Origin of the sequence: Alloalcanivorax mobilis, assembly GCF_002864685.1 — a bacterium.
GTDB lineage: Bacteria > Pseudomonadota > Gammaproteobacteria > Pseudomonadales > Alcanivoracaceae > Alloalcanivorax > Alloalcanivorax mobilis.
The window spans coordinates 244,212-256,498 of sequence record NZ_NMQZ01000001.1; the positions used below are offsets into that span (position 1 = coordinate 244,212).

The 12,287-nt window shown below is 63.1% G+C and carries 6 protein-coding genes; 4 read left to right on the forward strand and 2 right to left on the reverse strand.

The window, feature by feature from the left end:
• Positions 1 to 341: 341 nt before the first annotated feature.
• Positions 342 to 2,672, forward strand: a complete 2,331-nt coding sequence (locus CGS25_RS01145; protein WP_232802187.1) for a mechanosensitive ion channel domain-containing protein — start codon at positions 342 to 344, stop codon at positions 2,670 to 2,672.
• A 768-nt stretch (positions 2,673 to 3,440) separates the two neighbouring features.
• Here CGS25_RS01145 and CGS25_RS01150 read toward each other — a convergent pair.
• Complete coding sequence (locus tag CGS25_RS01150; RefSeq protein ID WP_101674281.1) at positions 3,441 to 4,286, reverse strand: metal-dependent hydrolase; 846 nt, start codon at positions 4,284 to 4,286, stop codon at positions 3,441 to 3,443.
• 90 nt (positions 4,287 to 4,376) lie between these two features.
• Here CGS25_RS01150 and CGS25_RS01155 point away from each other — a divergent pair, with 90 nt between their 5' ends.
• Positions 4,377 to 5,357, forward strand: coding sequence for a hypothetical protein (locus tag CGS25_RS01155; protein WP_101674282.1), 981 nt, complete (start codon positions 4,377 to 4,379; stop codon positions 5,355 to 5,357).
• Between the two features lie 212 nt (positions 5,358 to 5,569).
• Here CGS25_RS01155 and CGS25_RS01160 read toward each other — a convergent pair whose 3' ends face one another.
• Positions 5,570 to 8,446, reverse strand: a complete 2,877-nt coding sequence (locus CGS25_RS01160) for a putative bifunctional diguanylate cyclase/phosphodiesterase (protein ID WP_232802189.1) — start codon at positions 8,444 to 8,446, stop codon at positions 5,570 to 5,572.
• Between the two features lie 331 nt (positions 8,447 to 8,777).
• Here CGS25_RS01160 and uvrD point away from each other — a divergent pair, with 331 nt between their 5' ends.
• Together uvrD and CGS25_RS01170 are read left to right on the forward strand one after the other, a co-directional pair.
• Positions 8,778 to 10,934, forward strand: coding sequence for a DNA helicase II (gene uvrD / locus CGS25_RS01165; protein ID WP_089034631.1), 2,157 nt, complete (start codon positions 8,778 to 8,780; stop codon positions 10,932 to 10,934).
• A 57-nt stretch (positions 10,935 to 10,991) separates the two neighbouring features.
• Positions 10,992 to 12,152 (forward strand): TRAP transporter substrate-binding protein, encoded by a 1,161-nt coding sequence (locus CGS25_RS01170; RefSeq protein ID WP_101674284.1) that lies wholly within the window; start codon positions 10,992 to 10,994, stop codon positions 12,150 to 12,152.
• Positions 12,153 to 12,287 lie beyond the last annotated feature (135 nt).

The following is a 12,287-nucleotide window of genomic DNA, read 5'->3' on the forward strand; positions in this document are numbered from 1 at the left end:
GGGCCGATGCGGGCTGTTAACATTTACATCAACCGATGTAATAGTCAAAGGGCGCCATTGGTCCCGGAAACCCCCGCCCTGGCCCTTGCGGCCAATCGCCCGGGGCGCCGGGAAGCAGGGCAGTGATTACAAGATTTTAATTTTCACGCCTTGGGTTCGCCACCGGATCGCGACAAGCTCTGCGGGGTTTTGCTTTTTATCCGCTGAAAATGAAAAACGGATCGTCTTGGCGTAGCCTTCACTCGTTAGTGCCGCCGAGCCGGTTAGGGTTTTTTGCGCTGTTGTCAGAGCGGCAGCGTCGCTGAAAGAAACAGGTTTCACTCCTAGGGAGGGTTGTAAGAGTGCCTACACTTCGTGTCATTAAGACGGGCCTGCTGGGCTTGCTCACCTTGCTGGTGCTGCTGCATGCGCCATTGGCCAGTGCGCAGGCGCAGCCGCAAGCCGCCCACGGCGGGACTGCCGAAGCGCCGGGCTATGCGGCCCTGGCGGACATTCTCGAAAACGAAGGCAGCCGTCAGGCCCTGATTGATGAGCTGCGGGCACTGCAAGCCGCGCGCGGCGGCGATGCCGCCAGCGAACCCCTGGGCGTGCAAGGTGAAGTGCCGCCAGAAACCATCGCCGCCGAAGCGCCCAGTGGCCAGAGCGCCGAGCAGGTCTCGTTCGCGCGCCGGCTTGCCGAGGCCACCGCCAACGTGGCCAGCAACATGGGCAACAATGTGGACGCCCTGCTGACCGCCGTGGCCGGGCTGACCGGCGCCGATCAGGTGAGTGATGCCGGGCCGCGCATCGACAGCGCCGCGGTGACGCGCGCGGCGATTCATCTCGCCATCGTCATTGTTGGCACCTTCGTGGTGTTCTTTGTGCTGCGCGCCGTTGCCGCACCGATATTCCGAGGGCTGAGCCGGTGGTGCGCCCACGGCTCGGAAAAAATGGCCATGCTGCGCACCCTGCTTGGCGTGCTGGTGGCCGCGGTGGTGGACCTGATTGTGGTGGCGCTGGCGTACACCGCCGGCGGGCTGATCGCCACTTTTATGATTGGCGAATCGGGCACCATGGAAACGCGATTCTCCCTGTTTCTGAATGCCTTTTTGATCGTCGAGCTGGTCAAGGCGGCGCTGCGCATGGTGTTCGCCGCCCGCTACGACAGCCTGCGGCTGATGCCGGTGCAGGCCGACCAGGCCCATTATGTGAACCGTTTTCTGGCCAACCTGGCGGGTTGGATCGGCTACGGCATGCTGGTGCTGGTGCCGATCATCAACTTCAATCTTTCCCCCGCGCTGGGCGCCAGTGTCGGCACCCTGATCATGCTGGTGGCGCTGCTGTACGCGGCGGTCGTGGTGATCCGCAAGCGTGCCGTGGTGCGCCACGCGCTGTTCGCCAAGGCCGAACAGGCCAGCGGCCCGGGGCGGCTGTTGCTGCGTTTGCTGGGGCGCACCTGGCATCTGCTGGCGCTGGTTTACGCGCTGATCGTGTTCGGGGTCACCGTGATCAACCCGGATACGGCCTTGCCGTTCGTCGCCCTGGCCACGCTTAAAACCCTGATCTATGCCGGCGTCGGGATGTTGGTGGCGGTGGTGCTCGGCCAGTTGATCGGCAAGGAAATCGTGCTCTCGGAGCGGCTCAACACCAGCATGCCGAGGCTGCAAACCCGGGTAAATCTGTACGTGCCCACGGCGCTTAAGGTGATCCGCGCCCTGATTCTGATTCTGGTGGTGCTGTTGTCCCTGGATGCCTGGCAGGTCTATGACCTGGCCGCCTGGTACGCCACCGAAGCCGGCGCCCACGCGGTGGCCGTGCTGCTGCACATTCTGCTGATCCTGATTGTCGCCGGGGCCATCTGGATTGGTCTGGCGAGCCTGATCGAGCAGCGCCTGAGCCCACGGGAGAACACCAGCCCGGCGGCGGCGGCGCGCGCCGAAACGCTGTTGGGGCTGTTCCATACCACGCTGGCGATCACCATCATCATCATGACCGTGATGATCGTGCTCTCCGAGATCGGCATTAACATCGGACCGCTGATCGCCGGTGCCGGGGTGCTGGGTCTGGCGGTCGGCTTTGGCGCGCAGAAGCTGGTGCAGGACGTTATTACCGGTGTCTTTATTCAGCTTGAGAATGCCATGAACACCGGCGATTTCGTCAGCGCCGGGGGCAATTCGGGCACCGTGGAACGGGTCGGCATCCGCTCGGTTTCCCTGCGTGATTTGTACGGTACCTTCCATATTATTCCGTTCTCTTCGGTGGACGCGGTGTCCAACTTCACCCGCGAGTACGGCAATCATGTGGGTGAGTACGGCATTGGTTATCGCGAGAGCATCGACGATGCCATCGTTCAACTGGAAGCCGCCTTCGAAGAACTCAAGGAAGGGCCGCATAAGGACAATATCCTGGCACCGATGACGGTGGCCGGGGTAACCGCTCTGGCGGACAGCTCGGTGAATATCCGGGTGGTGATCAAGACTACCCCAGGCAATCAATGGGCGGTGGGGCGTGCCTACAACCGGCTGGTCAAGATCTACTTCGATAAAGCAGGCATTGAGATTCCGTTCCCGCACACCACGCTGTACTTTGGCGAGGACCGGGACGGCAAGGCGCCGCCGGCCAACATCCGCGTGCTCGGCGATGAGCACCGCGTGGTGGACACTCAGAACGGCGACGGTGACGGTAAAGCCTGAGTCGTGGCCGGCGGGCGGCGTTTCGGGCCGCCCGCGCAACCGCCAACAAAGGCGCCTCAGGGCGCCTTTGTTGTGTCAGGGCGAAGTTGTGTCAGGGCGAATCACATTCACCGCCGCGCTTAAACAGCCAGGGCCGGGCGGAGCCGCCGATGTGGGCGCGACCCGAGGTTAATCCGGGCAGCATAAAAAAGGTTCATCGCGGAATAGCGGGAATTGACTCAATGCCGATCCATTTCCCATCGCCGCTGACGCCCTGTTGGGCGTCCTACTTTCTTGCTTGTCCAAGAAAGTAGGCAAAGAAGGACACCCCGTTGTGTCGCCCTTCGGGTTCCCGAGTCGCGGGAAATTGGTGGCCGGGTCGGCGACGAGACGACATCCTGTCGTCCGCCGCCTCAGTTGGCCGTCCCTGGCCAACTGACCCTATCAATTTCCCACGCCTCGGCGACACAACAAGGGGGAGGGCCCTCCAGAGCGGCACGACCGGGCCGTCACGGTCCTGGCGGTGCTATGGACCCGTGGCGGTGACGCTGCTCAGTGAGCGGGACAAGGGCGGTGCCTGGAGAGAGCTGTTTGGCCAGGGATGGCCAAACAAACAGCGGCCAGGGATGGCTCGAGCGGTCCCGGAAGGCACCGCCCTTGTCCCGCGTCCCCAATCAAGCTGCCCACCCAATCACGATCCAGGAAAGTCGCTTCCCGCTAAAGCGCGAAGAACCATAAAAAAGGCCGGCATAAGCCGGCCGAAGGATGCGTTCAGGCGCAGGGCAGGTATCAGGCGGCGTCGCGCTGCAGGGCGGGGGCCACCAGGGTGTCGAATTGCTCCAGGAACTCACGGTTGTCGTGGTCCCACGGGTGAAAACCGGGTTTGAACCAGTCCAGCCAGGCGCGCGCGCTATAACGGAAAATGCCGCGTTTGCCCAGGCTGTGGCGCATCACGGCGCGCCAGGATTTGCCATCGAACAGGCCGCCACTAACGCGTACGTTGTTCAGGTAGAAAGGCACGAACAGGGCGAAGAACACCGACGTGGAAAGCACCAGCGAAAAGCTGCGCAGCGCGTAGGCGCCGGGCTGGTCATCGGAGCCCACCACCTGTCGGTAAACATCGAACGCCACCGCCTTGTGTTCGGTCTCTTCCAGGGCATGCCAGTTCCACAGGGCCTGGTAACCTTCATCGGCGCCGTCGAGAATTTCCGGCAGGCTGAGCAGCCCGTCGGCGAGGATCGCGGTGAGGTGCTCAAGGGCCACGGTACCGGCCAGTTGGAAAGCGGCGGGGGTGCGTTTCTGGATCTGTTTCAGTAGCGCCGCCACCGACCTTTCCTGGGCGTCAATCGGCACGCCGGCCCGGGCCACGTGCTCGTTATACTCTTCGTGCTCGCGGCCGTGCATGGCTTCCTGACCGATAAAGGCGGCCACCGCTTTTTTCAGATCCGGGTCCTGGACCCGGTCACGGTAGTGGCGCACGCTGTCGATAAAGAAGCGTTCGCCCACCGGGAAAAACAGGCTCAGCGTATTGAGAAACTGGCTCACATTGCGGCCATCGCGGTGCCAGTCGAGGGCCTTGGCGGCGTCCAGATTGAAGTGCAGATTGCGGCGTGTCGGCAGTATATTGATGGCCATGATCACGTACCTCTAATGATTGTTACATTACTCAATGATACCTTTGGTCAAACATACGGCAAGTGGTTTTTCTAGAAGGGGTTGGCAGCAGTGACAGACGATAAACACAAAAAGGCAAGTCGTTTACTCGACGCCCTGGTGGCGCACTTCCAGGAGCAGCTGGCGCCGGCGCACCTGGACGCCTGGCTGGAGCAGGAGCTGGATGCCCTGTTGGCGCAGGCCGCCACGGTGCGTCTGGACGAGGTGGTGAGCGCCGAACAGATCAATACCACGGTGCGTAAATACGCGGTGCAGATGGAGCTGGGCGGTGGCATTCCCGAGCTGGTCGGCGATCTGGTGGAGCGGCTTTACCATCACGGCATTCAGGAGCAGCGCAGCATTGGCGAGGTGGTCGATGAAGCCACCATCACCGCCCTGCTCGATAAGATTCTGGAAATTCCCCTGTCACGGCGCGGCATCGGCTGGCTGAGCCGTAACCCGGTGCTCCTGGCGCTGCTCGCCGGCGGCGCCCAGCTGGGTGTGAAAACCTGGCTGCATCAGGGCATTCCCGAGAGCGTGCGCGGTCTGGTCGGCCAGCGCATGCCGGCGCGCTGGCGGGCGAGTCTGGAGGTGCGTCTCCAGGAGTGGCTGATCGAACGGGTGCGGGCGCTGATGGCCGACCCCTGGTTATACAGTGACGACAATGTGGCGTCGTTGCGCGAACTGATTCTGGTGGCCTGGCAGGAATTCTCCGAACGCCCGGTCACCGAGCTGCGTGAACTGTTGAGCAGCGAGGACATCCAGGAACTGTTCGTGATCGGCTACGATTTCTGGCGACAGTTTCGCCGCAGTGAGTATTTTGCCACCCTGCTGGACACCGCCATCGGCGCGTTCTTCGAGACCTATGGCCGCACCACGCTGGTGGAGATGATCGATGAAGTCGGTATTCAGCGTGATGACCTGCTCGACGACGCCCGCCGGTTTGCGCCGCCGGTGGTGGAACTGCTGCGCGAGCGGGGCCTGCTGGATGCCTGGCTGCGCCGCCACCTGGAGCCGTTCTTCTTCAAGCCCGAAACCTTGGCTCTGTTATAAAGAGCGATGCAGGATGAAGGATACAGGCGCGGGGAGAGGTGTCTGAACAGGCACGCCGTGCCCCGCGCTGAAAGGCCATTCGGCCGGGTAAAAAAAGAAAGAAAATAAGAAAAAGCCGTTGCGCTCGCAACGCTTAACGCCACACTGATAATCCTGAATCCTGAATCCTGAATCCTGAATCCTGAATCCTGAATCCTGAATCCTGTATCCTTCTAAGCCGGTCCCGGTCCGGGGGCGCCGATCAACGGCCTTTGACGACGCAGCAGGTCCAGCAGCAGGTCTTCGGCCACCGGCTTGCTGATCAGGTAGCCTTGAATGCTGTCGCACCCCATGTCGCGCAGGATTTCCAGATGCTGGTGGGTCTCCACGCCCTCCGCCACCACGCTCATGTTGAGGCTGTGCGCCATCTCGATGATGGCCTTGGTGATGGCGGCGTCGTCGGGGCTGTGGTCCAGGTCGGTGATGAAAGAGCGGTCGATCTTGAGCGTGTCCACCGGGAAGCGTTTGAGGTAGTTCAGTGATGAGTAGCCGGTGCCGAAGTCGTCCAGGGAAAGCCCCACCCCACGGGCCCTGAGCCGCTCCAGCAGGGCGATGTTCTGATCCAGATCCTCCATGATCAGGCTTTCGGTAAGCTCCAGCTCAAGCAGGCGGGCGGGCAGGTCGGTGAGTTCCAGAATACGGTCGATCACGTCCGCCAGATTGCCCTTGCGGAACTGGTGCGCGGACAGATTCACCGACACCCGGATATCGCCCAGACCGTGCTGATACCACTGCCGCGCCTGGCGGCAGGCGCGCTCCAGAACCAGTTCGCCGATCGCCGAGATCAAGCCGGACTCCTCGGCCAGGGGAATGAACTCCGACGGCGGCAGCAGGCCCATGGTCGGGTGTTGCCAACGCACCAGCGCCTCCACCGCGGAGATGGTGTTGTCGGCCAGGTCCATCTTCGGCTGGTAGTGCACCACGAACTCGTTCTTGAAAATCGCCTTGCGCAGGCTGGTTTCCAGCGCCAGTTGTTCCACCGAGGCCATCTGCATGCCGGTGCGGTAAAACTGGTAATTGTTGCCACCGCTGCGCTTCGCCTGGTGCACCGCCAGATCGGCCTGATTGATCATGGCCTGCGCCTCGGTGGCGGTGTTCGGGAACACGCTGATGCCAATGCTGGCGCCCAGCAGAAGCTCGTGACCGTCGATCAGAAACGGCTTTTTCATCACGTTGATGATGCGCTGACAGACCGCGCCGATCTGGGTCTCGCTGGCGCAGGATTCCAGCACCAGGGTGAATTCATCGCCGCCCACCCGGGCCAGGTTTTCATCGTTGACGCCGCTTTGGCAGATGCGTTCGGCGGCCAGTTTCAGCAAACGGTCACCGATCTCATGGCCAAGGCTTTCGTTGATCGGTTTGAAGCGATCCAGGTCGATCATCAACAGGGCCGCTTTCTCCCGGTTCACCCGCGCCACCGTTAACGACTTCTGCAGCCGTTCTCGAAACAGCGTGCGGTTGGGCAGCCCGGTCAGGCGGTCGTAGTTGGAGAGAAACTGCACCCGCTCTTCGGCTTCCTTGCGCGAGGTCAGATCGGAGATCATCCCCACATAGCGAATCACCCGCTGCTTTTCATCGAGCACCGAACTGATCTGAAGCCACTCCGGGAACATTTGCCCGTTGCGGCGTCGCTCGCTGATTTCCCCTTCCCAGAAGCCGTGCCGGCGCAACGCCCGGGTCACGGTTCGGTAGTTGTCACGGCTGCGCTCGGCGTGCTCGCTGTCGGTGACCTTGAAGCCCAGCACTTCGGATTCCCGGTAGCCGGTGATCTGCTCGAAGCGGGCGTTCACCGCCAGGAAGCGGAAATGGTGGTCGAGAATGAAAATGCCCTCCGGCGCGTTCTCGAACACGGTGGCGGCCAGCCGTTGCTGCTCCTGAGCATCGCGGGTGGCGGTGATGTCCCGGCGCGTGCCGATCATGCGCGTGGCCTGGCCCACCGCGCTCCATTCCACCACGCGGCCCTCGTCTTCGATCCAGCACCAGTGCCCCTTGGCGTGACGCAACCGGTAAATGGCGTGGTAGCGGTGCGTCTCGCTGCGAAAATGCGACAGCATGGCGCGGCGAATGGCCGGGAAATCATCCGGGTGCACCAGTTGCTGCAAGTCGCCGAAGAAATTGCGGAAATACTCGCTCTCGTAGCCGAGCAGCCGATCAAAGTTGGTGTGGTAGTTGGTGCCGGTGCTCAGATTCCAGTCCCACAGGCCGATGTTGCTGGCGTCCAGCGCCAGTTGCAGGCGTTCGCTGGTGGCGCTGAGGTCGCGGTTGGCCTGCTCCAGCGCGTGGGTGCGGTCGCTGACCATGGATTCGAGCCGGTCGTTGGCCTCCTGCAGCCGCCGCCGCGCTTCCTTGCGCTCGCAGATTTCCTCGGCGAGCTTTTCATTAAGGGCCTCGGCGTTGGCGCGGGCGCGGTCCAGATAATCAATCAGCGCGGTGTTGCTGGTTTGCAGATCCAGGGCCTGGTGGGTGGTCAGGTTGATGCGCCGCGCCGCCACCAGCAGAAAGCCGGCGGTGGCCACCAGCATCGCCACCAGGGCCGGTTCGTTGCCGTTGGCCAGCCCCAACTGCACGCACACCGGCGCCAGCAGGCAGAACTGATACAGCATCACGGTGGGCAAATGGCTGCTGTAGGCGGCCAGCGCAACGATACTCAGGCCAATGCCGATGCAGCTCATGGTCAACTGCGCGTACAGCATGCTGCTGCTGAGCATGGAATCCAGCGGGTTGAGCAGCAGGCCGCCGGCGCCCATGGTCACCGCGGTGGCGAGAATCGCCACGGACAACCGCCGGCGCGCTGGGGCGTCGTCCTGGAAATGATTGCGGCGCAGCATCAGCCAGATCACCCGCAGCAACACCAGCGTCGCCACCAACGCCGCCCAGGGCAGCATCAACGCGCGCGGTGCCGGAGTTTCCCAATACGACCACAGCACCACCAGCACCGCCATCACCTCAAGGATATTCATCCCTCTCAACCCGGAGTTGAGGTGCTGGCACTGCGCGCGGATGACCGCTTGCTGCTGCTTATTGGACGGTGTCTGTGATGACGTAGGCACGGGTCAGGTTCCAGGCTCGGGAGTCTCGCTGCGCGTGCTCCGATCAGTGCGGCCCGGGGCCGTACTCCCCGGTGGTGCTGATGCACACGGACCTGGCGAGAGCGCTCGCTCGACGTCCTGCGTTTTTTGGCAGTTTACCCAGCCCCACCGGGAAGGGAAACCGAATCCGCCGTGTTGGCGAAAATGACCCCCGCACGGCGGTTTCGCGATGATCGCCACCCGTTGGCTGCGAAAAGCCGCCTGCGCAAGCCCCGTGCAAACCCTGATCGGTGCGGTTTGCGGGGCGATTGACGTGCCGCCTGGTGGCTGCGTTCTGGTAGACTTAGCCGCCATGGATGATGTGACTTCCCTGATCGATGGTTTGAATCCGGCCCAACGCGACGCGGTGGCCGCCGAAGATCGCCATTTACTGGTATTGGCGGGCGCCGGCTCGGGTAAAACCCGGGTGCTGGTGCACCGTATCGCCTGGCAGATCGCCACCGGCCAGGCTTCCCCGTTCGGTATTCTCGCCGTGACGTTCACCAACAAAGCCGCCGCCGAAATGCGTGGCCGCATCGAGCAGTTGCTGGAGATGCCCGCCAGCGGCATGTGGGTGGGCACCTTCCACGGTATCGCCCATCGTCTGCTGCGTGCCCACTGGCAGGAGGCACGGCTGCCGCAGAGCTTCGAGATCATCGACGCGGACGATCAGCAGCGGCTGGTCAAGCGGGTGATTCGCGAGCTGGGCCTGGATGAGCAGCGCTGGCCGGCCCGTCAGGCCACCTGGTTTATCAACGGCCAGAAAGACGAAGGCCTGCGCGCCGCGCACATGGACGTGGCCGCCGGCGATTTGTTCCTGGAGACCATGCGCAGGATCTACACCGGCTACGAAGAGGCCTGTGAGCGCGGTGGCCTGGTGGATTTCAACGAGATGCTGTTGCGGGTGCTGGAGTTGTTCCGCGACAACGATGAGCTGCGCGGCCATTACCAGCGTCGCTTCCGCCACATTCTGGTGGACGAATTCCAGGACACCAACTCGATTCAGTACGCCTGGCTGCGGTTGCTCGCCAATAACGATAACGCGGTGACCATCGTCGGCGACGACGATCAGTCGATCTACGGCTGGCGCGGCGCCAAGATCGAGAACATCCACAAATTCAGCCGCGATTTCCCGGACACCCGCACCGTGCGCCTGGAGCAGAACTATCGCTCCTCCGGCACCATTCTCAACGCCGCCAACGCGGTGATCGGCAACAACAGCGATCGTCTTGGCAAACAACTGTGGACCGACGGTGGTGACGGTGAACCGATTCGCCTGTACGCCGGTTTCAATGAGGTGGACGAAGCCCGTTTTATCGCCGGTAAAGTGGACACCCACAGCCAGCAGGGCGGGCTGCGCCGCGACGTGGCGGTGCTGTATCGCTCCAACGCCCAGTCGCGGGTGCTGGAAGAGGCGTTTTTGCAGGCCGGTATTCCCTATCGCATCTACGGCGGGCAGCGCTTCTTCGAGCGCGCCGAGATCAAGAACGCGCTGGCCTATCTGCGCCTGCTGGGCAACCGGCACGCCGACGCCGCCTTCGAACGGGTGGTGAACACCCCCACCCGTGGGATTGGCAATAAAACCCTGGAGACGCTGCGCGATCTGGCGCGCCAGCGTGGCGTGTCGCTGTGGGAAGCGGCCACCGCCCTGGTCAACGAGCGGCTGGTCACCGCCCGCGCCAGCAATGCCCTGCTGGTGTTCCTGCAATTGATCGACCAGTTACAGGCGGACACCGGGCCACTGAACCTGGCGGAAACCACCGAACACGTGATCGCCGCCAGCGGCTTGCTGGATTATCACGGTCAGGAAAAAGGCGAGAAGGCCCAGCAGCGCCTGGACAACCTGCACGAACTGGTCTCCGCCACCCGCCAGTTCGGCGACGAAGAGGGTGAAGAAGACCCGCTGCTTGCCTTTCTTGACCATGCCGCGCTGGAATCCGGTGAGGGGCAGGCGGACGCCCATGAGGACGCGGTGCAGATGATGACGTTGCATTCCGCCAAGGGCCTGGAGTTTCCGGTGGTGTTCATCACTGGCTTGGAAGAGGGGTTGTTTCCCCACCAGATGTCCTCCGACGACCCGGCCCGTCTCGCCGAGGAGCGCCGGCTGTGCTACGTAGGCGTGACCCGCGCCATGCGCGAGCTGTACCTGACCCACGCGGAGAGCCGCCGGCTTTATGGCAACGACACCCTCAATGCGCCAAGCCGTTTTCTGCGTGAAATTCCCGCCGAGCTGATCGAGGAAGTGCGCACCCGCGCCGCCATCAGCCGGCCGGTGGGCCGGCGCGGCACGGTGCGCCAGGAAGAATCCAACGGGGTGACCCTGGGGGCGCGGGTGGTGCATCCGAAATTTGGCGAGGGTACTATTTTGCACTTCGAGGGACAGGGGCCCAACGCCCGTCTGCAGATCAATTTTGACGACGCGGGCACCAAGTGGCTGGTCAGCCAGTACGCGCGGCTGGAAGTGATTTAGAAAAGAAGTCAGACGCTCCGCAGTGGGGCGAAAACAACAAAGAGTGGGAGAGAGTCAATGGATCGTCGTAAGTTCGTTTCCGCCCTGGGGCTGGGGCTGGGCGCCACCGCGCTGGCCGCCTGTGGCCAGAAAGAAGAGCCGGCCAAACAAGACGCCGCCAGCACCGCCGCCGCGGGCACCGGCCAGGGTCAGGACGGCGCCAAGACCTACGAGTGGGACATGGTCACCACCTGGCCGCGCAACTACCCGGGCCTGGGCACCGGCGCCAACCGGTTCGCCGAGCGGGTCGAGAAAATGACCAATGGCCGCATGAAGATCAAGGTGCACGGCGCCGGTGAGCTGGTGCCGGCCATGGGCGTGTTCGACGCGGTGCGCTCCGGCAGTGCGCAGATGGGCCACGCCGCCTCCTATTACTGGAAAGGCAAGCACCCGGCCACCCAGTTCTTCACCGCCGTGCCGTTCGGCATGACCGGCCAGGAACTCAACGCCTGGGTCAACTTTGGTGGTGGTCAGGCGCTGTGGGACGAACTGTACGCCCAGTTCAACATGAAACCGTTCGCCTGCGGCAACAGCGGCAGCCAGATGGCCGGCTGGTTCAACAAGGAAATCAACAGCCTGGAGGACATCAAGGGCCTGAAGATCCGCATGCCCGGCCTGGCCGGTGAAGTGATCCAGCGGCTCGGCGCGATCCCGGTGCAGATGCCCGGCGGCGAGGTGTTCACTGCCCTGCAGACCGGCGCGCTGGATGCCGCCGACTGGGTCAGCCCGTACAACGATCTCGCCTTCGGCCTGTACAAGGTGGTCAAGTATTACTACTACCCCAGCTGGCAGGAACCCGGCGCCATGCTGGAACTGACCATCAACAAGGAACAGTGGGACGGCCTGCCCGCGGACCTGCAGTCGATCATCGCCAACGCCGCCGAGGCGGAAAACCAGCGCATCTACGACGAGTTCACCGCCCGCAACGCGGATGCCCTCAAGCAGCTGGTGGACGAGCACGGCGTCAAACTGCGGCGCCTGCCCGAAGACGTGTTGATGGCGCTCAAGGAGACCAGCGACAAGGTGGTCGCCGACCTGGTCGCCAACAACCCGGAAGCCAGCAAGGTGTATGACTCTTACCGCAGCTTCCGCGACAGCATCCTGCCGTCGATCGCGGTGGCCGAGCAGGCCGCGCTCAACGCACGCTCTCGTGTGCTGGGTCGTGAGGAGGATATTTAAGCGCCGCCTGGGGCGGCGCACGCTGGACGCTGGACGCCTGACGCCTGACGCCTGACGCCGGACGCCGGACGCTAAAGTCAAAACCCGAGACGGAAGGCATTGCGGCTGCGCAAACGCTCTTTGCGTAGCCGCATC

Bases quoted from the DNA above. Each gene is read 5' to 3' on its own strand.
- CGS25_RS01150 (WP_101674281.1), bottom strand. From the start codon at position 4,286: ATGGCCATCAATATACTGCCGACACGCCGCAATCTGCACTTCAATCTG.
- uvrD (WP_089034631.1), top strand. From the start codon at position 8,778: ATGGATGATGTGACTTCCCTGATCGATGGTTTGAATCCGGCCCAACGC.
- CGS25_RS01170 (WP_101674284.1), top strand. From the start codon at position 10,992: ATGGATCGTCGTAAGTTCGTTTCCGCCCTGGGGCTGGGGCTGGGCGCC.